The organism is Sphingobium sp. Cam5-1 (assembly GCF_015693305.1).
Lineage (GTDB): Bacteria > Pseudomonadota > Alphaproteobacteria > Sphingomonadales > Sphingomonadaceae > Sphingobium.
The window spans coordinates 2,136,104-2,154,575 of the sequence record NZ_CP065138.1 but is presented as its reverse complement, the minus strand read 5'-3'; the positions used below and the strand labels follow the sequence as shown (position 1 = coordinate 2,154,575).

The following is an 18,472-nucleotide window of genomic DNA, read 5'->3' as shown; positions in this document are numbered from 1 at the left end:
CCGTCAAATGCCTGCGTACCAATCATAATTGGCGCGATCTTCCCAATAGCCGCCTTTGCCGTCGCCGATGCCGGTCAGCGTATCCACCGCCTGGATTTCCATCAGATATTTGGCATGTTTGTAGCCGAGCTGCCGTTCGACCCGCAGACGCAGCGGAGCGCCATTGGCAACGCGCAGCGGCTGGTCATTGAGCGCGAAGGCGAGGATCGTCTGCGGGTGAAAGGCGTCGACCCTATCGATGCTTTCATAATAGGGCCGCCCATCGCCCATGAAGTCGGCGCATTTGAAGACGAGATAGCGCGCGCGGTCGCTCATCCGCGCACCGTCGAGGATGAGGTGGAGCGGCACGCCGCGCCATTTGCCGATGGCGCTCCATCCTTCGACGCAGTCATGGCGCGTGATCTGCTCGCGATGCGGCAGGCTGTGCAACTGGGCAAGGGACAGCGAAAGAGGGCGGCCGACCAATCCCGTGACCTTTAGCCGCCAATCGGCAAAGCCCGTCCGCCACAAGGCGCGATATTCGGGTGTGTCGGGATTAGCGGTTCCGTTGGGCCGGAAGAAGGGAGAAATCTGGTCGGGCCTGAACTCCCGCGCCAGCGCGTCGCGCGCCATCAGGCTGCGCTGCGCCCATTTGTGGAAATTCTCGGCAGAGAATAGCGCGTCTCGTACATGTTCGTTGCGTGCCAGCCGGTCGCAGCCCGACAGCGTGGCCGCCGCGCCGAGCAGCAGCGTGCGGCGATTGAGGATCAGGCTCATGGCCGTTCTTTCGGCAAACGGTAGCGGCCGGTGATGATCGATCGCAATTCGTTCGCCGGGCCTGCCAGCAGCACCATCGTCAGGTGGACGAGGAAGAAGGCGACCAGCGCGAAGGCGGTGATGAAGTGGATCGACCGCGCCGATTGCCGCCCGCCGAACAGATCGACCAGCCACGGCCAGGCGGCGTTCATGCCCGGCGACATGGTGAGGCCGGTGAGAATGATCAGCGGCAGGGCGACGAAGATGACCGCGATATAGCTTGCCTTTTGCAGGACATTATAGCGCAGCGCTGCCTGACCCGTCGGAAAGCGCAGGCGCGCATGATCGAGGATGTCCTGCCAAATATGGCGTGGGGCAAGCTCGCCCTTCCGGAAGGCGAGGTCGCGCGCGATATGGCGGCCCAACAGCGCCCACAGCATATAGGCAAGCAGGGCGAAGGCGAAGACGGGCGCAGCCGCGAGATGCCAGTGCCGCGACATCGCCAGATCATAATGGGCGGGCAGGGTGATCCACTGGCCAAAACGCTCCAGCTTCAGCCACGGCTGATCGAAGTTCGCGCCATAATGGCCCCAATAGAGACGCGGATGGGCATTGAAGATGCCAAGTCCGCTGGTGAAGAGGATGTAGAGCAGTCCTGCATTGATCCAATGCCACAGCCGCACCGGCCAGCGGTGGCGCAGTACCGGCGGCGCCTTGTCGCCTGAGGGGGAGGGGCCGCTGTCCATCGCTCTGCTGTTACCCTTTTGCATCAGTCGCGTCAAAAATCCTTGGCCGGATTGGAACGTATCCGAAATGAGGTGCCGGTTCATCTTCTGGCCACATTCTCTGTGGATAGGAGCGCTCGGCCTTGCCTCAAGGTCGCGCTGTGGCGGAAAATGCGGGAATAGGATGGTGAAGAAAGGATGACTGTTGCGAAATAGCATCATCCATCGACAATCTTCATATCGATATTGCAACATTGATCAAAGACGCACATATGCGCCCTCGCTTACGACGCAAGATCGGAGCAAGCAGGGATGGAGTAAAGGGGTCACTTCATAGCGACGCTCGAAGCTGAATGCTTCGATACCATGCCTGTTATATATCAAGAGTGCGATCCGCTTCCTGGATGATGCACATCTTACCGCATGAGGACATTATGAAGACTGTGATTTTCGCAGCTGCTGCTGCTGCCGCTTTCTCGGCTCCCGCTTTCGCGCAGGACGCTGCTCCCTTCACCGGCCCCCGCGCTGGCGTGACCGTAGGCTATGACAGCCTGGGTGACGAAGAAGGCGTGAGCTATGGCGTGACCGCTGGCTACGACCTGCCGGTTGCCCAGAACATCACCTTCGGCCCGGAAGTTTCGCTCGGCGACACCACCACCGACGCTCCTGGCGTTAAGGTGAGCCGCGATCTGGCCGCTTCGGTTCGCCTGGGCTATGTCCTGAACCCGCAGTTCCTGGCGTTCGCCAAGGTCGGCTATGCTGACACGCGCTTCGAAGCGCTCGGCACCAACGTGAATTTCGAAGGCGTCCGCTTCGGTGGTGGTCTGGAATTCGCTGTGACCAGCAACGCTTACATCTCGGCTGAATATCAGCGCACCGAGTATGAAGACAATTTCGGCGGCCGTGACGCTGGCGTTGTCGGCATCGGTTTCCGTTTCTAATCCCTCTCGGATCTGAAACACAGGAGGGCGGTCCCAGCGGGGCCGCCCTTTTTGTTTGTCGGCCTTTGCTTATGAATTCGCCAAGCTGGCGCCGTAGATTGAGAGTGGCCCTGTATGGGGGCGAAGCGGCAAGCAATGCTATGGTGATTAAGCGAGGTTTTGTGTGGGTGCCGGGCCGCTGCCCTCAGTCCCCACGAAGCTATAGCGACCCGGCCAGAGCCAGCACCACGCCGCTTACGACCAGCAACAGGCCCATCACCTCGCCGCGGGTCATCCGCTCTCCAAGGTAGAAGTGGCCAAAGCCCAGGGTGAAGGCGACCTCTATCTGGCCCACGATGCGCACCAGCGCCACGGGCGCGGTCGCAAATCCGGTGAACCAGCAGGCCGATCCCAGGGCTGAGAGCAAGCCGACCTGCCCCGAAATGCGCCAGCTCGCGAACACCCTGCGCATCTCCGCCGGTTCGCGCAGCAGCAGGTAGCCGCCCTGCATCAGCGTCTGGAGCGCGACTGTGATCGCCAGCACGATGAGGGCGGCCAGGATCGGGTCACTGCCGCCGACTTCCTGCGTCGCGCGCCGGATGCCAATGGCGGTGAGGGCGAAGAAAAAGCCCGACGCGATGCCGGTCAGCGCGGCGGGCTGACCGAGCGCCTTGAGGAAATCGGCTGGTCCCATGCGCTTCCCGCCGGTCGACAGCAGCATGACTCCGACAACGCCGCAACCGATGCCCGCCCAGGCGAGGGGGCTGAGCCGCTCCCCCATCAACAGGAAGGACAGCGCGGCGCCCTGCACCGCTTCCGTCTTGGAATAGGCTGTGCCGACCACGAAATTGCGGTGGGCGAAGGCCATGATCAGCAGGTTGGTGGCGATGATCTGCGCAAGGCCGCCCGCAGCGCAGAGCAGCAGGAAGGATGGATCCGGCCGGGGCAGGGGGCCTGCAATCAGCCACACATATCCCGTGAGGAGCAACAGCGCGAAGGGCAGGCCATAGAGATAACGGACCAGTCCTGCGGCATTGATCGAAAGGGTTTGGCTGACGCGGCGCTGCACGGCGGTGCGCCAGGCTTGCATAGCGCCGGCGAGCAGAGTGGCTGGGAGCCAGATCGGCGACGAGATCATAATTCCTCCCCATGTTCAGCATGGGGAGGGGGACCATGCGAAGCATGGTGGAGGGGAAATGCGCGACAGTGGTGCAGAATATGCGACGTCACATTTTCGAGGTTGCGCAAAACATCGGTGGCTTTGATCCTCAGAACTTCAATTCCCTGCGCCCGCAACCAGACATCGCGCCGTTCATCATGCGCAATCTGCTGGACATTATCATGTCCGCTTCCGTCCACCTCAACTGCCAGCCCCACCGAAGCACAGTAGAAATCCAGCACATAAGGCCCGGTTGGATGCTGGCGGCGGAACTTCAGCCCGTCTGGTCGCTGCCTGAGCCATTGCCACAGGGCGACTTCTGGTGGCGACATAATCCACCGCAAGGCGCGCGCATTTTCGACTGTTCTTCTTCGCGGCGGCATCGCGCATTTCCCCTCCACCACTCGCTATGCGAGCGGTCCCCCTCCCCATCTTTCGATGGGGAGGATTTGGATGCCGTCACGCCTTTTCGAGAAGGCCTTCCTTCTTGATCTTCTCCTGCCACACCAGCGGGGCGAGGCGGTGGACATTCTGGCCTTCGCTGTCCACAGCGACGGTGACGGGCATGTCTTGCACATCGAACTCGTAGATGGCTTCCATGCCCAAATCCTCGAAGCCGACGACTTTCGCACCCTTGATCGCGCGGGCGACGAGATAGGCCGCGCCGCCGACCGCCATCAGATAGGCGCTCTTGTGCTTGGCGATGGAATCGGTCGCCGCCGGGCCGCGCTCCGCCTTGCCGACGCAGGCAGCGAGGCCCTGTTCCAGCATCATGTCCATGAACTTGTCCATGCGGGTCGCGGTGGTGGGGCCAGCGGGGCCGACCACCTCGTCACGCACCGGATCGACCGGGCCGACATAATAGATGACGCGGCCATTGAAATCGACGGGCAACTGCTCGCCGCGCTCCAGCATGTCGGCGATGCGCTTGTGCGCGGCGTCGCGGCCGGTCAGCATCTTGCCGTTCAGCAGCAGGCGGTCGCCATGCTTCCAGCTTTGCACGACTTCGGGCGTCAGATTGTCGAGATCGACGCGGATCGCTTCCTTGCTCGGCTTCCAATCGACCTGCGGCCATTCGCTGAGCTTGGGCGCTTCCAGATAGGCGGGGCCAGAGCCATCGAGCGTGAAATGCGCGTGGCGGGTGGCGGCGCAGTTGGGGATCATCGCGACCGGCTTGCCCGCCGCGTGGCAAGGATAGTCGTAGATCTTGACGTCGAGGATGGTCGAAAGCCCACCCAGGCCCTGCGCGCCGATGCCGAGGGCATTGACCTTGTCAAAGATTTCGATCCGGAGCTTTTCGATGTCATTCTGCGGGCCACGGGCTTTCAGTTCGCCCATGTCGATGGGCTCCATCAGCGATTCCTTGGCGAGCGCCACGGCCTTTTCCGCGGTGCCGCCGATGCCGATGCCCAGCATGCCCGGCGGGCACCAGCCTGCGCCCATTTGCGGGATCATCTCCAGCACCCAGTCGACGATCGAATCGCTGGGGTTCATCATCTTGAACTTGGTCTTGTTTTCAGAGCCACCGCCCTTGGCCGCGACGTCCACCGTTACTTTGTTGCCCGGCACCATCTCGACATTCAGCACGCAGGGCGTGTTGTCCTTGGTATTTTGACGCGAGAAGGCCGGATCGCGCAGGATGGAGGCGCGCAGGCGGTTTTCGGGGTTGAGATACGCCTTGCGCACGCCTTCATCGACGACGTCCTGCATCGAACGGCTGTTGTCGTCGAGGCGGCAATCCATGCCCCATTTGATGAAGACGTTGACGATGCCGGTGTCCTGGCAGATCGGGCGATGCCCTTCGGCGCACATGCGGCTGTTGGTCAGGATCTGGGCAATGGCATCCTTCGCCGCCGGATTGGCTTCGGCCTCATAGGCTTTGCCCAGCGCGCGGATATAATCCATCGGGTGGTAATAGCTGATGAACTGGAGCGCGTCGGCAACGCTCTCGATCAGATCGGCGGTCTTGATGACGGTCATCTTGCCTGCATGTCCCTAATTAGCGCCCGGCCCTGCACGGCGGGTCTTCGCAGGCGCGGCTAATAGGGATTGAGCCGAGAGTCCAGATATCGCGAGCTATCCGTTGGCATAGGGGAACATGTGCCACCAGGGCTCCTTCTCCTCCAGCACGCGGGCAAAGCTTGGCCTTGCCTCCAGCCGGTCGAGATAGGCGGCCAGCGCCGGAAAGCCGCCGCGCATCGGTTCCACCTTGTCGGCATAGAAAAGGGCGGGGGCAGCCGCGCAATCCGCCAGCGTGAAGTCATCCCCGGCCGCCCATTGCCGCGCGCCGATCCGCTCCTCCAGCATCGCATAGGCCTTGCCCAACAGGATGCGCGCTTCGCCCACGCCATGAGCATCGCGCGCATCGTCGGGCCGCAGCCGGTCGGCGACGATCTTCTGCATCGGCGTCATCACATAATTGTCGAACAGCCGATCCATCAGCCGCACCTCCAGTGCCTGGGCGGGATCGGCGGGGATCGGGCGGAAGGGGCCGGGGCACTGCTGCCCCAGATATTCAATGATGATGCTCGCCTCGGCGATTGTCTGATCTCGCGCCTCGTCGCGCAGCACCGGGAACTTGCCCAGCGGCCACAGCGCGAGCCACGCCTCCGCCACGCCGGGGTCCTCCATCATCGCCGGTTCGAACGGCGTGTCATTCTCATAAAAAGCGATCAGCACCTTCCAGCAATAGGAGGAAAGGGGGTGATAATAGAGAATCATCGGCTCTGCCTCTTCGCATGGTCCGGGGGTAGGATCGTGCCTCTTACCATGGTTTCCGGGCGGTTTCTTGGCTGCTCCTCATCCACAGTTGATCCACATCAGCTTGTGGATAAGTTGTGGGTGAACCACCATCCTTAGCGGAACAGGGCAGGGGTGCTGACCTGATCCCGGCAATTTCGGGCCTAAGCGAAAATTATTTTCGTTCTCAAATTGTTTCTCTTGCCTTTTGCAAGAGCGCGGGAAGTCCGCGCGTCGCTGCAATGCAGGATGACCGCCGTGCCATGCAGATGCCATCCCGTTGGCCGCCCGGAGTCTTCATACCGTCATTTACCCTCTTGCAAGCATATGAAGCTGTGGCACTATCCCTTGTATCGGGTTAACGGGGGTTACCCAACAGATTGTGATTGTACCGGCCGGACCATTTTCCGGGCGAGAGGCGTTTTGTCTCATGCGATCCGCTGCTGGCGCACCCCGCTGCCGTTCCGGGCGGCCTTACAAGATGAGGCTTGACCGAATCGAACGAAACAGGAACATTCGGGGGCTCGGAATGGATTTTCGTGACAGCGAACAGACAGGTGCAAGTGACGTGGCGACGGTAATCGACGAAGTGGTGGAAGCAGTGGCGGAAAAGAAGGCTGTGCCAGCCAAGGAAGCCGTGCGTTCTTCATCGTCCATCCAGGCGCGCCGGTTCGACGTGGTCACGGACGAAAGCCGCGATGCGCTGCTGACGGAATTTGGCAAGGACACGCTGAAGGACCGTTATCTGCTGCCCGGCGAAAATTATCAGGACCTGTTTGCTCGCGTCGCTGCCGCTTATGCGGATGACGCGGAGCATGCCCAGCGTGTCTATGACTATATCTCGCGCCTTTGGTTCATGCCTGCGACCCCTGTGCTGTCCAATGGCGGCACCGGGAGGGGTCTGCCCATCAGCTGCTATCTGAACAGCGTTGATGACAGTCTGGAAGGCATCGTCAACACCTGGAATGAGAATGTGTGGCTCGCCTCACGCGGCGGTGGCATCGGCACCTATTGGGGCAGCGTGCGTGGTATTGGCGAGCCGGTCGGCCTCAATGGCAAGACCAGCGGCATCATCCCCTTCGTCCGCGTGATGGACTCGCTGACCCTCGCGATCAGCCAGGGCAGCCTGCGCCGTGGTTCGGCCGCTTGCTATCTCGACATCTCCCACCCGGAGATCGAGGAGTTTCTGGAAATTCGCAAGCCCAGCGGTGACTTCAACCGCAAGGCGCTCAACCTCCACCATGGCGTGTTGCTGACCGATGAGTTCATGGAAGCGGTGCGCAATGGCAGCGAATTCCAGCTGAAATCGCCCAAGGACGGTTCCGTCCGCGGATCGGTGGACGCGCGCAGCCTGTTCCAGAAGCTGGTGGAAACCCGCCTGGCTACGGGCGAGCCCTATATCGTCTTCTCCGACACCGTGAACAGCATGATGCCCAAGCATCATCGCGATCTCGGCCTTAAAGTTTCGACTTCCAATCTTTGTTCAGAAATCACACTGCCGACGGGTCGCGACCATCTCGGCAATGACCGGACGGCGGTCTGCTGCCTTTCGTCCCTGAATCTGGAAACCTGGGACGAATGGAACAAGGACCCCGTCTTTGTTGAGGATGTCATGCGCTTCCTCGACAATGTGCTGCAGGACTATATCGACCGTGCGCCAGACGAAATGGCGCGGGCGAAATATTCGGCGGCGCGTGAACGGTCAGTGGGCCTGGGGGTGATGGGGTTCCACTCCTTCCTCCAGGCCCGTGGCCTTCCCTTCGAGGGGGCGATGGCCAAGAGCTGGAACCTGCGCATCTTCAAGCATATCAGCGAGAAGGTGAACGACGCCTCGATGCAGCTGGCGGTCGAGCGTGGGCCGTGCCCGGACGCCGCCGACATGGGCGTGATGGAGCGTTTTTCCTGCAAGATGGCGATCGCGCCGACCGCGTCGATCTCGATCATCTGCGGTGGCACTTCGGCCTGCATCGAACCGATCCCGGCGAACATCTACACGCACAAGACGCTGTCCGGCAGCTTCGTGGTGAAGAATCCCTATCTGGAAAAGATCCTGCGCGACAAGGCGAAGGATTCGACCAATGTCTGGAACAGCATTCTGGAACGCGGCGGTTCGGTCCAGCATCTCGACTTCCTGAGCCAGGAAGAAAAGGACACGTTCAAAACCAGCTTCGAGATTGACCAGCGCTGGCTGCTCGAACTCGCCGCGGATCGCACGCCCTTCATCGACCAGGCGCAGTCGCTAAACCTGTTCATTCCGGCGGACGTGGAAAAGTGGGACCTCATGATGCTCCATTTCCGCGCGTGGGAACTTGGCATCAAGTCGCTTTACTATCTGCGGTCAAAGTCGGTGCAGCGCGCGGGCTTCGCGGGCGGGGTGGAAGCCGACAACACGATCGATGCGCCAAAGTTCGAGCTGGCTGGGGGAAGCACAGACTATGACGAATGCCTCGCCTGCCAATGATCGGAGAGTGATATGAGCCTTGGATCGATTTTTGGTATCAGTACCGAGGAATTTCGGAAGGCAGCGGCGTGGGCGACCACGCGGCCGTTGCCCGGACTTATGGCCCTGTTTCATCCCTCGGATGCCGGACTCGATGAGTTAGATAATATTATCTACCGGTCAGAATACGGGAAAGCGAACTCACCCTACGGCTGGGACATCGATCATCGCCGCCCCTCCGCTTTGGGCGGAAGTGATCATCATGGCAACTTGCGCGCGCTAAAGTGTTCAGCGAACCGCTCGCTAGGCGGCGTCCTTGGGCAATATCTTCGTTGAGATGCCCAAGTTCCCGCCTGCCAATGAGCTAATGGGGGGGATGGGCGCGGCGGTGGCAACACTGACCGCGCCCACACATTCAGCCCCGGAGGCTTTACCCCTCGTCCTGTTCTTCTTCAAAGAGGACGGCGTTGGCACCGGTCGCAGACAGCCGCACAGTGCCATCCTCATCAACCCCGGCGATCAGTCCCTGGCTGATATAATGATGATGCCCGGAGTGACTTCCCTGGCCGCTATCCGCCTTGATCAGCTTGATACGATCGCCTTCGACATGATCGACAGTGCCGACATGGACGCCATCAGCGCCGATAACCTCAGCATGTTCCTTGATGCTGCTCAGATCAACCATCATATTGCTCCTGTGCCGGGATTGACGGGGACCAAACGTCCCGCGCCCGCGCAGGTTGCGCTTGTCCATTAATTCGCGGAGCCGACCCAATGCCCCTTCTTCAAGCCAGCAAGGTCTACAAGCCTTTCGAGTACCCTTGGGCCTATGAGTTCTGGAAGCGCCAGCAGCAACTGCACTGGCTGCCCGAGGAAGTGCCTCTGGGCGAGGATTGCCGCGATTGGGCGCAAAAGCTGTCCGATCACGAACGCAACCTGCTGACGCAGATCTTCCGCTTCTTCACCCAGGCGGACGTGGAAGTGCAGGATTGCTACCACGAAAAATATGGCCGCGTGTTCAAGCCGACCGAAGTCAAGATGATGCTGACCGCGTTCAGCAACATGGAAACGGTCCACATCGCCGCCTACAGCCATCTGCTCGACACGATCGGCATGCCCGAAACCGAATATTCGGCCTTCATGCAGTATAAGGAGATGAAGGATAAGCATGACTATCTGAGCCAGTTCGGCGTCGATACGGACGAGGACATCGCCAAGACGCTGGCGATGTTCGGCGGCTTTACCGAAGGGCTCCAGCTCTTCGCCTCCTTCGCCATGCTGATGAACTTCCCGCGCTTTAACAAGATGAAGGGCATGGGCCAGATCGTCACCTGGTCGGTGCGCGACGAGACGCTGCACTGCGAAGGCATCATCAAGCTGTTCCACGCCTTCGTGAAGGAGCGCGACTGCCTGACGCCGTCGGTCAAGGACGACATCATGGACATGTGCCAGAAGACGGTGCGGATCGAGGATGCGTTCATCGACCTCGTTTTCGAAATGGGGCCGGTGCCGGGCATGACGCCCAAGGACATCAAGAAATATGTCCGCTACATCGCCGACTGGCGGCTGGGGCAGTTGGGCCTGAAGCCCATTTACATGATCGACGAGCATCCGCTGCCTTGGCTGACCCCGTTGTTGAACGGCGTGGAGCACGCCAACTTCTTCGAAACCCGCGCGACCGAATATTCCAAGGGCGCGACGCGGGGCCAGTGGAATGAAGTGTGGGATGCGTTTGATCGGCGGAAGCAGCTCAAGGCTGGCGATGCGGCCAATGCTGATGAGGTGAGCGATCCGGACATGTTCAAGGCTGCGGGGATCGCTGCGGAGTAACGATGGCATATGCGTCGCCAAAATACTCACGCGGTCGCGTTGATCGGGCTGGTCGCGCGATCGCAACTCAGCATTTCATTCAAGATGATGTCGATGTTCTTGAAAATTGGCGAGCGTCTCACGCCCATATCTTAAACACATTCAAACAGCTTCTCTATAATAGAGCATCGAGATATGATGTAATTGTCGCTCAAAGGCTGAAGCGGCGCCCAACCATCGTTGATAAATTGAGCAGATTTCCGGACATGAATCTGTCGAGGATGCATGACATAGCTGGTTGTCGCCTCATTTTTCCTACGATTGCCGAACTTCAGGCATTCAGAGCTGAGTTGAATTCAGGGCGTTTTGATCACAAACGGCGCAATGAGGGAGATGGGAGGTGGAACTACTTGGATCACCCTAAGGCAGACGGATATCGTGGTATCCATGATGCCTTTAAATATGAAGTGGAACCCAAAGATCGGCGGATGAAGAGTGCTCAGCCTTGGAATGGAATGCTAATCGAGATTCAATATCGAACTTTCATCCAGCACGCTTGGTCTACTGCTGTTGAAGTCGCTGGCTTGGTTACAGTTAATAACCCGAAGTTTGGCCGCGGTCGCCAAGAGGTGAAGGATTTCTTTCGCGTGTCGAGCGAAATACTGGCTCGAGCGCTTGAAAATATGCATTCGAGCATGCGGGAAACGTCCGCGAGGGACTTGCTATACAATATAGAGAAATTAGAGGACGAAACCCATATTCAGCGATTGTTCTCAAATCTAAATGCCAACATTGGTGAATTCGACTTTAAAAAGATATCAATCTTGATTTTTAAATATGCTCAGAATGAAACTCAAGAATCTTCACTGGAAGTGAAAACTTTTCAAAGTGTCCCGGCTGCTCTAAACGAATATAGCCGACTCGAAAAAGATTTGGTAGGGCGGGCGGATATTGTTCTTGTTGGTACGAGTTCAGTTGAAAATATGAAATCGGCTTTCAGGAATTATTTCGCAGATACGAGTGACTTCCTTGAAATGATGGAGGATAGTAAGAAGAGGCTTCGTCGGACAGCATAGATTGGCGCACTTTACATTTCCATATTGACACTGCCGTCACCGGATACGTAGTGTTCAATCGAAGCTGCGCTGTGGGGCGGTCATCGCGAAACCCATTTTGCGATCTTGCATCCTCAATCTGCTGCGTACTAAGTAGTTCTTACGGCGGGAAATTTAATGCACCGCCTTTGCCCGACTGCTTCTTGTCACTTTTTGTCACCCTGACGCGCACGTTGCACCGAGATGAACGGAATGTTTTGTTCCGTTCATGCAACGTCCATCAGCATTCATGTGTTTAGCTCAACAGCCTGACAAAAATGGCAAGGAGCATCACATGAACTTCTCGATCAAGCGCGCCATCGCCGCTTTTTCGCTAGGGGCGATGACGCTGACTGGCGTTGCTGCGACCCCTGCTTTTGCTCAACCCGGCCACGGTCGATATGATGAGCGCCATGGCGGCAAGCATGACCGCGACTGGCGGGGTGATCGTGGGGACCGCGACTGGAAGCGCGAAGGCCGCCACGACAATGGCCGCCACAATGGTTGGCGCCGTCCCGGCGGGGTCGTCTACAGCTATGACTGGAACCGCCCGGATCGCCGCTACGGCTCGCGCTACCGGCCCGACCGCTATTATCGCAGCGGTTATGAGCCGATCCGCGTGACGCGCGGGACGCGTATCTATCGCGGCTATGACGACCGCTATTATTGCCGCCGTTCGGACGGCACGACCGGCCTGATCGTCGGCGCGGCGCTGGGCGGGCTGCTCGGCGGGCAGCTGGATCGTGGTTATTCCAATACCGCTGGCATATTGATCGGCGCCGGTGCGGGCGCTCTGCTCGGTCGCGAGATTGATCGCGGCGGTCTGACTTGCCGCTAACTACGGCACCATGGCTGGCGCGCTCCGGTCCAGGGGCGCGCCAGACCTTCGGCGACCAGCAACGCGCCGATCGACTGGCCCTGCCGTGTCACGATGCGCAGGGTCCGTCCATAGCGATCCCGTTCCCGCTTTACCGGCACGAGCGAAAAGGTGCCCGCATTGAGCAGCGCCAGTAGCCGCTGTGTTGCCCGCATGCCCAACGCGCCCTCGGCACTGCAACGCGGGCCGTGGGTTTCCGGCGTGTCGATGTCGGCGATGCGGATTTTGGCCCCCTCCAGCCAGAAGGTATCTCCATCGACCACGCAATCCGGCCCGCCCATGCCGTGACACAGGGTGAATCGTGACGAAGGATTTTCCGCCCGGAGAGGCTCCGCCGATCCGATCAACAGGAGGTGGAGGGCGAAGAGGGGCGGCAGCAGTGTGCACAGGCGGATCATCCCGCCAGCCTAGGCCGCGCTGCTGGCGACGCGCGGCGAAGCTGATCCGTTTACCCTCCGTTATGGCGGTTTTGGGCCTTTGGCGCTTCGAGCATTAAATCGGCACCACTCCTTTAGCCGTTCGCCCTGAGCCTTTCGTAGGCCTCCATTTCTTTTTAGAAGAAGAGGGCTTCGACAAGCTCAGCCCGAACGGGGTTGAGGGGTTTAGATAAGGGGCACGGCGCTCCAGCGGCTGATGGCCGGAAAGCGCGTGAAGGGGAAGGCGCGTCTTATCGGCCCCGGCCGCTATTCCTCGTCCTCGGTGTTGCGGAGATAGTCTTCCTCATCGTCCATCTGCGGTTCGCCCGCGAAGGCGTCATTGTCGATCCGTCCGGAACGGTTCATTTCCTCCATCCGCTCGACCAGGTCGGGCGTGTCTTCGGGAATGATCTGGGCGCGGTTTGGGGTTCCGCCCCGTTCGCTGTCCTCCGACAGGTCGGTGCTGCGCGCGCGGGCGTCGTCGGCGACATCCTGCGCTTGCGATCCCCGTTCTCTCTGCTCGTCATTCTCCTCGATATCGTCGGGAAAGCGGGCCTTGTCTGACTGATCCTTTGGCTGGTCCATGGCATGTCTCCTTGCCTGCCCAACCGATCAACCGGGGCGCCCGTTCCATGGCTGTCCAAAAGGCGCTGGACAGGGGAGGCGGCAGGGGGCAAGAGCCGCCCGATCCCTTTCATCGCTACCCCTTCGAAGGAAATCCCATGTCCCGCAAACTCATCTCCTCGGGTTCGCCTTTCGAGGCGCAGGTCGGCTATTCGCGCGCCGTGGTTCAGGGCGACTGGTGCTTCGTCGCCGGTACGACCGGCACTGACCCTGAAACCAAGACGATGCCCGAAAGCGTCGTCGATCAGGGCATCAACGCGCTGAAGGTCATTAGCAAGGCGCTGGAGGATGCAGGCTTTTCCTTCGCCGATGTCGTGCGCGTGACCTATTATATCACCGACCCGGCCTATTGGGATGAACTGGGCAAAGCGACCGCGCCCGTGTTCGGTGAGATTCGCCCGGCGGCAAGCTGCGTCGTCGCTGGCCTCATCAAGCCGGAGATGAAGATCGAGATCGAAGTCACCGCGTACCGCGGCTAATTGGGGGCTGACACCCATGATCACCATGTATGGCATCAAAAATTGCGACACCATCAAGAAGGCGCGCAATTTCCTGGACAATGAGCGCGTCTCCTACAGCTTCCACGACTATAAGGTGTCGGGCGTGGACAAGGGCAAGCTGGAGGAATGGGTGATGGAGCATGGGTGGGAAACTATCCTCAACCGTTCCGGCACGACCTTCAAGGCGCTGGACGCGGGCGACAAGGCGCATATCGACGCGGAAAAGGCGATCCTGCTGATGAGCACCAACCCGTCGATGATCAAGCGGCCGATCCTGGACGTTGGCGGGCGAACCGTCGTTGGCTTCAAGGCTACCACCTATGAAGAAGCGCTGAGCAAGGTGAAGGCCTGACTGGCTGCGCGGCGGCTTGTCAAATGAGGCGCAGGGGCGAATAACGGGAATATGCTTTCGCAGAAGACCCGTTACGCCATCCGCGCTCTCCAGCATCTTGCCGACCGCTACCGTCAGGGACCCGTGCCACTGAACGAAATCGCGACGCGGCAGAATATTCCCGCGAAGTTCCTGACGGTCATCCTGTCCGAACTCTCCCGCGAAGGGCTGGTGGCGACGCAGCGGGGGCGGGACGGGGGCTATTGGCTCGCGCTGGCTCCGGTTGATATCAGCTATGGCGACATTGTGCGGCTGACACGTGGATCGCTGGCGCTGACGCCCTGCGCCAGCCGATTCGCGCATGAGACCTGCACCAACTGCCTGCCCGAATCGGAATGCAGGCTGCATCGCGTGATGCTGCGCGTGCGGGACGAGACGGCGAAGGTGCTGGATGGCATAAGTCTGGCCGAACCGCTGGCGATGGAAGACGCGGGCTAGCTCTTGCGCCGAGAGCGCGGCTTCGCCACATCACGGCCATGACTACGCCCCCGCTCAAAGCCGCGCTGATTCCCGTCACTCCGTTGCAGCAGAATTGCACGCTCTTCTGGTGCACGGCCACCAATCGGGGCGCTTTCGTCGATCCGGGTGGCGACCTGCCAAGGCTAAAGGCGGCTGCCGAGCAGCAGGGCGTGACGATCGAGAAGATATTGGTGACGCACGGCCATATCGACCATTGCGGGGAGGCGGGCACGTTGGCCAAGGAACTGGGCGTACCGATCGAAGGGCCGCATGAGGCGGATCGCTTCTGGATCAGCCGCCTGGAAGAGGACGGCCGCAATTACGGCGTGAACGGAAAAATCTTCGAGCCTGACCGCTGGCTGGCCGACGGCGATCAGGTGACGGTCGGCAATCTGGTGCTGGACGTCTATCACTGCCCCGGCCACACGCCCGGCCATGTCGTGTTCCATCACGCGCCCAGCAAGCTGGCGATCGTCGGAGACGTGCTGTTTCAGGGGTCGATCGGCCGCACCGACTTTCCGATGGGCGATCACCAGCAGCTGATCGATGCCATCACGGGCAAGCTTTGGCCGCTGGGTGGCGACACCGCCTTTGTCCCCGGCCACGGCCCGATGAGCAATTTCGCCCATGAGCGCCGCACCAATCCGTTTGTCGGTGACGCCGTGCTGGCCTGACGCTTTACCGCGCGGCCATGGCTGGCGGCGCTGGCACCGCGCGGGTCGCGTGATAGGCGACATAGAGGGCAGCCACCGCCAGCGCCGCCGTCACCACCCATGTGAGCAGCGCGCCGCCTGCCCGCCAGGCGTTAGGGCGATCCGAGTCCATACCTATCCCATGCGATGCGCGCGCGATGACATAGATCAGCGCCACTATCCACAGCCACAGTGGGGATCCTATGGCCAGCTCGATCAAGGCGAAGAGGATGAGGATGATCGGCGTATATTCCACGAAGTTCGCATGCGCCCGTATCCGCCGTGCGAGCAGCGGATCGCCGCCATCGCCATGCAGCACCTTGCCGCCGACGCGAATCCGGGCGCAGCGAAATGCGAGCCACAGGTTGAGAAGCGCGCAGGCAGCGGCCAAGGTCAGCGTGATCGGCAACAGCATCGCATGTTCTCCCTATCCTTACGTTGGCGGTACAATAGGCGGCCATCGTTTCGGGGCAAGGAAGGACTTGCGCCCCTGCCAAAAAACGCTATAGGCGCAGGGCTTCGCGATCACCCGGGCCGCATGGGTCTGCGGCGCCTGTGGCGTCGATATTCATCGGATTTCGGCCAGTCGCTTAACCAGATCTAATTATGGAATAAGGTGCCGACATGGCTGTCCCCAAGAGGAAAACTTCCCCGTCCCGTCGCGGCATGCGTCGCAGCCACGACGCGCTGCGCGTTGAAGCGTTCCAGGAATGCTCGAACTGCGGTGAACTCAAGCGCCCGCATAATCTGTGCGACGCCTGCGGCCACTATAACGGCCGCGAAGTCGTTGCCGTCGGGGCCTGACGACACACTCCCTCCTGCAAAGGTGTCCTGAAGTGTCCAGCCAACCGCGAATCGCAATCGACGCGATGGGCGGGGATGAAGGCGTGCGCGTGATGATGGCGGGTGTAGCGCTCGCCCGTCACCGCCACGAAGGGCTACGCTTCACCCTTTTCGGAGACGAGGCGCGGATCAAGGCCGCTCTCGACAATCATCCGAATCTGCGGGCCGCGTCCGAAGTGGTGCACGCCAGCGATGTCGTGTCTGCGGGGGACAAGCCCAGCGCCGCAATCCGCAAGAAGGCCAGCTCCATGAGCATGGCGATCGCGGCGGTGAAAGCTGGCGAGGCGGGTGCTGCGGTCTCGTCCGGCAATACGGGCGCGTTGATGGCGATGGCCAAGCTGGCGCTGCGTACCATGCCGGGCATCGATCGGCCTGCTCTGGCGGCTTTGCTGCCTACGCTTGGCGACAATGACGTGGTCATGCTGGATCTGGGCGCCAATACAGAGTGCGACGCCCGCAACCTGGTGCAGTTTGCGGTGATGGGCGCGGCCTATGCGCGCATCGCTTTCGATCTTGAATGCCCACGCGTTCGCATCATGAACATCGGCACGGAAGACATGAAGGGCACGGAAGAAATCCGTGACGCCGCCGCGATCCTGCGCGCGGCGACCAGCCTGCCCCTGTCGTTCGATGGCTTTACCGAAGGTGACAAGATCGGACGTGGCGAGGCCGATGTGATCGTCAGCGACGGTTTTTCCGGTAATGTGGCGCTGAAGACGGCGGAGGGCACGGCCCGTTTCGTCACCGACCTGCTGCGCACGGCCTTTACCAGCTCGATCCGGTCCAAGATCGGCTTCCTGATTTCCAAGCCCGCCATGCATCTGCTCAAGCATCATCTGGACCCCAACAACCATAATGGTGCGGTGTTTCTGGGCCTGAACGGTGTCGTGGTGAAAAGCCATGGCAACGCCAATGACAAGGGCGTTGCCAATGCCGTCCATGTCGCTGCGCGGCTGTTGGAAGAAGATATTACGCGGCGTATCGCCGCCGACATGGCGGGCGTTAGCGCGCTTTCGGCCGTGGCGTCCAAACAGGAGCTCGCCGCAAAGTGATTCGCAGGTCCGTTCTTCTGGGTACGGGGTCGGCTCTCCCGGTTCGCGCTGTCAGCAATGCTGAACTGGCAGAGACCGTGGACACGAGCGACGAATGGATCGTCGAACGCACTGGCATCCGCAATCGCCATATCGCGGGCGACGGCGAAACAACCGCAAGCCTTGCGACCGATGCTGCTCGCGTGGCACTGGATGCGGCGGGTCTGGCTGCGCAGGATATCGACCTCATCATTCTGGCGACGGCGACGCCCGACCAGACCTTCCCGGCCAGTGCAACCATTGTTCAGGCAGCGCTCGGCATCAATGATTGCGTCGCCTTCGACGTCGCGGCGGTGTGTTCGGGCTTTCTATACGCGGTGACGGTGGCGGACAGCATGATCCGGTCGGGAGCCGCGCAGAAGGCGCTGGTGATCGGGTCGGAGACGTTCAGCCGCATCCTCGACTGGGAAGATCGGACGACCTGCGTCCTGTTTGGTGATGGCGCGGGGGCGATCATACTGGGCGCGGAGGAAAGCGCAGACGGGGCGCGCGGTATATTGGCTTCAAAGCTGCATGCTGACGGGCGGCACAACCAGCTTCTCTATGTCGATGGCGGCCCTTCGACGACGAAGACGGTCGGCAAGCTGCGCATGAAGGGGCAGGAAGTCTTCCGCCATGCGGTCGTCAACCTTGCCTCGGTACTGACCGAGGTGATGGAAATAGCGGGCCTTGGCACGGACCAGATCGACTGGCTGATCCCTCATCAAGCGAATGCGCGCATTCTGGACGCTACCGCGCGGAAGCTGAAGCTGTCGCCCGATCGCGTGGTCATGACGGTGGATCGCCACGCCAATACTTCCGCCGCTTCGGTGCCATTGGCGCTTGACCTGGCCATGCGGGATGGCCGGATTCAGCCGGGCGACCTGCTCGTGCTGGAGGCGATGGGCGGGGGCTTTACCTGGGGCGCTTGCGTCCTTCGGGTCTGAGCGAAGGCATCTACCCGGAATTCTTTGACTTT

General features: G+C 60.6%; 22 protein-coding genes. 12 read left to right on the top strand and 10 right to left on the bottom strand.

From position 1 onward, the window contains the following. Positions 1-3: 3 nt before the first annotated feature. On the bottom strand, positions 4-756 hold the full coding sequence (locus IZV00_RS10745; RefSeq protein ID WP_196224639.1) for a molybdopterin-dependent oxidoreductase: 753 nt from the start codon (positions 754-756) through the stop codon (positions 4-6). Beyond that, positions 753-1,481, bottom strand: coding sequence for a cytochrome b/b6 domain-containing protein (locus IZV00_RS10740; protein ID WP_196226616.1), 729 nt, complete (start codon positions 1,479-1,481; stop codon positions 753-755). Before IZV00_RS10740 ends, IZV00_RS10745 begins: the two co-directional genes overlap by 4 nt. Positions 1,482-1,894: 413 nt before the next feature. Between IZV00_RS10740 and IZV00_RS10735 the strand changes: the two genes are divergently transcribed. Continuing rightward, entirely contained in the window at positions 1,895-2,401 is a 507-nt protein-coding gene (locus IZV00_RS10735) for an outer membrane protein (protein ID WP_196224638.1), read from the top strand. Positions 2,402-2,600: 199 nt separating this feature from the next. Here the strand turns inward: IZV00_RS10735 and IZV00_RS10730 are convergent, their stop codons facing one another. The 4 genes from IZV00_RS10730 to IZV00_RS10715 all read right to left on the bottom strand — a co-directional run bounded on the left by IZV00_RS10730 (position 2,601) and on the right by IZV00_RS10715 (position 6,260). Continuing rightward, complete coding sequence (locus IZV00_RS10730; protein ID WP_196224637.1) at positions 2,601-3,518, bottom strand: DMT family transporter; 918 nt, start codon at positions 3,516-3,518, stop codon at positions 2,601-2,603. Next, complete coding sequence (locus tag IZV00_RS10725) at positions 3,515-3,871, bottom strand: endonuclease domain-containing protein (RefSeq protein WP_443020044.1); 357 nt, start codon at positions 3,869-3,871, stop codon at positions 3,515-3,517. The genes IZV00_RS10730 and IZV00_RS10725 overlap by 4 nt, the downstream gene beginning before the upstream one ends. Positions 3,872-3,998: 127 nt before the next feature. Further along, complete coding sequence (locus IZV00_RS10720) at positions 3,999-5,519, bottom strand: fumarate hydratase (RefSeq protein ID WP_196224635.1); 1,521 nt, start codon at positions 5,517-5,519, stop codon at positions 3,999-4,001. 96 nt (positions 5,520-5,615) lie between these two features. Beyond that, positions 5,616-6,260 carry a glutathione S-transferase family protein gene (locus IZV00_RS10715; RefSeq protein ID WP_196224634.1) on the bottom strand — a complete coding sequence of 215 codons (645 nt, stop codon included), beginning with the start codon at positions 6,258-6,260 and terminating at the stop codon, positions 5,616-5,618. Between the two features lie 547 nt (positions 6,261-6,807). On the opposite strand from IZV00_RS10715, the gene IZV00_RS10710 reads away from it, so the two are divergent. Then, positions 6,808-8,739, top strand: a complete 1,932-nt coding sequence (locus tag IZV00_RS10710; RefSeq protein WP_196224633.1) for a ribonucleoside-diphosphate reductase subunit alpha — start codon at positions 6,808-6,810, stop codon at positions 8,737-8,739. Positions 8,740-9,148: 409 nt separating this feature from the next. Here the strand turns inward: IZV00_RS10710 and IZV00_RS10705 are convergent, their stop codons facing one another. After that, positions 9,149-9,403 (bottom strand): DUF2171 domain-containing protein, encoded by a 255-nt coding sequence (locus IZV00_RS10705; protein WP_196226615.1) that lies wholly within the window; start codon positions 9,401-9,403, stop codon positions 9,149-9,151. 89 nt (positions 9,404-9,492) lie between these two features. On the opposite strand from IZV00_RS10705, the gene IZV00_RS10700 reads away from it, so the two are divergent. From IZV00_RS10700 to IZV00_RS10690, 3 genes are all read left to right on the top strand, one after another. Further along, complete coding sequence (locus IZV00_RS10700; RefSeq protein WP_196224632.1) at positions 9,493-10,548, top strand: ribonucleotide-diphosphate reductase subunit beta; 1,056 nt, start codon at positions 9,493-9,495, stop codon at positions 10,546-10,548. A 2-nt stretch (positions 10,549-10,550) separates the two neighbouring features. Further along, the gene (locus tag IZV00_RS10695) at positions 10,551-11,603 is read left to right on the top strand and encodes a RelA/SpoT domain-containing protein (protein WP_196224631.1); all 1,053 of its coding nucleotides are present in this window, start codon (positions 10,551-10,553) and stop codon (positions 11,601-11,603) included. A gap of 313 nt (positions 11,604-11,916) precedes the next feature. Then, positions 11,917-12,459, top strand: coding sequence for a glycine zipper 2TM domain-containing protein (locus IZV00_RS10690; RefSeq protein ID WP_196224630.1), 543 nt, complete (start codon positions 11,917-11,919; stop codon positions 12,457-12,459). Here the strand turns inward: IZV00_RS10690 and IZV00_RS10685 are convergent. Then, a complete protein-coding gene (locus tag IZV00_RS10685) occupies positions 12,456-12,896 on the bottom strand; it encodes a thermonuclease family protein (protein WP_196224629.1) in 441 nt (146 codons plus the stop codon). The genes IZV00_RS10690 and IZV00_RS10685 overlap by 4 nt on opposite strands. A 285-nt stretch (positions 12,897-13,181) precedes the next feature. After that, complete coding sequence (locus IZV00_RS10680) at positions 13,182-13,499, bottom strand: hypothetical protein (RefSeq protein ID WP_196224628.1); 318 nt, start codon at positions 13,497-13,499, stop codon at positions 13,182-13,184. A 137-nt stretch (positions 13,500-13,636) separates the two neighbouring features. Here IZV00_RS10680 and IZV00_RS10675 point away from each other — a divergent pair, with 137 nt between their 5' ends. From IZV00_RS10675 to IZV00_RS10660, 4 genes are read left to right on the top strand one after another with little or no spacing between them, the layout of a single operon-like run. Next, on the top strand, positions 13,637-14,017 hold the full coding sequence (locus IZV00_RS10675; RefSeq protein WP_196224627.1) for a RidA family protein: 381 nt from the start codon (positions 13,637-13,639) through the stop codon (positions 14,015-14,017). A 16-nt stretch (positions 14,018-14,033) separates the two neighbouring features. Further along, positions 14,034-14,390 (top strand): ArsC family reductase, encoded by a 357-nt coding sequence (locus tag IZV00_RS10670; protein WP_196224626.1) that lies wholly within the window; start codon positions 14,034-14,036, stop codon positions 14,388-14,390. 51 nt (positions 14,391-14,441) lie between these two features. Then, positions 14,442-14,867 (top strand): RrF2 family transcriptional regulator, encoded by a 426-nt coding sequence (locus tag IZV00_RS10665; protein ID WP_196224625.1) that lies wholly within the window; start codon positions 14,442-14,444, stop codon positions 14,865-14,867. A 38-nt stretch (positions 14,868-14,905) separates the two neighbouring features. Then, complete coding sequence (locus tag IZV00_RS10660; protein WP_196224624.1) at positions 14,906-15,562, top strand: MBL fold metallo-hydrolase; 657 nt, start codon at positions 14,906-14,908, stop codon at positions 15,560-15,562. A gap of 4 nt (positions 15,563-15,566) precedes the next feature. On the opposite strand, the gene IZV00_RS10655 is transcribed toward IZV00_RS10660, so the two are convergent. After that, the gene (locus tag IZV00_RS10655) at positions 15,567-15,995 is read right to left on the bottom strand and encodes an MAPEG family protein (protein WP_196224623.1); all 429 of its coding nucleotides are present in this window, start codon (positions 15,993-15,995) and stop codon (positions 15,567-15,569) included. A gap of 209 nt (positions 15,996-16,204) precedes the next feature. On the opposite strand from IZV00_RS10655, the gene rpmF reads away from it, so the two are divergent. The 3 genes from rpmF to IZV00_RS10640 all read left to right on the top strand — a co-directional run bounded on the left by rpmF (position 16,205) and on the right by IZV00_RS10640 (position 18,440). After that, positions 16,205-16,384: a 50S ribosomal protein L32 gene (gene rpmF, locus IZV00_RS10650; protein ID WP_081570365.1), complete on the top strand. Its 180-nt coding sequence runs from the start codon at positions 16,205-16,207 to the stop codon at positions 16,382-16,384. 65 nt (positions 16,385-16,449) lie between these two features. Continuing rightward, positions 16,450-17,475, top strand: a complete 1,026-nt coding sequence (gene plsX / locus IZV00_RS10645; RefSeq protein WP_230463368.1) for a phosphate acyltransferase PlsX — start codon at positions 16,450-16,452, stop codon at positions 17,473-17,475. Next, positions 17,472-18,440, top strand: a complete 969-nt coding sequence (locus IZV00_RS10640; RefSeq protein WP_196224621.1) for a beta-ketoacyl-ACP synthase III — start codon at positions 17,472-17,474, stop codon at positions 18,438-18,440. The genes plsX and IZV00_RS10640 overlap by 4 nt, the downstream gene beginning before the upstream one ends. Positions 18,441-18,472: the final 32 nt, after the last annotated feature.